Genomic DNA, 263 nt, shown 5'->3' with positions numbered 1-263 from the left:
GTCGCAGCGTCCACCGCTGCGTTTTTCCCGAATCCATCGTCCCCCCCGCTCCCCGCGCCCCACTCCACAGGCCACCGCATGCGCGACCTCACCCAAGGCTCGATTCCCAAACACCTGATCTCGCTCGCCGTGCCCATCGGCATCGGCATGCTGTTCCAGATGCTGTACGTGCTGATCGATCTCTACTTCGTCTCGCGCCTGGGCGATGCCGCCATCGCCGGCGTCGGCGCGGCCGGCAATCTGCAGTTCCTGGTCATGGCGAT

Annotated in this window: 1 protein-coding gene; it reads left to right on the top strand. The window is 65.8% G+C overall.

Annotated elements, in window-relative coordinates:
• Positions 1–78 precede the first annotated feature (78 nt).
• Positions 79–263 (top strand): MATE family efflux transporter (locus tag HKX41_11940; GenBank protein NNC24845.1); only part of this gene is annotated, 185 nt, incomplete at its 3' end.

The organism is Salifodinibacter halophilus (assembly GCA_012999515.1).
Lineage (GTDB): Bacteria > Pseudomonadota > Gammaproteobacteria > Nevskiales > Salinisphaeraceae > Salifodinibacter > Salifodinibacter halophilus.
Note: the sequence above shows the minus strand (reverse complement) of the source record. Positions and strands in the feature narration are given on the sequence as shown.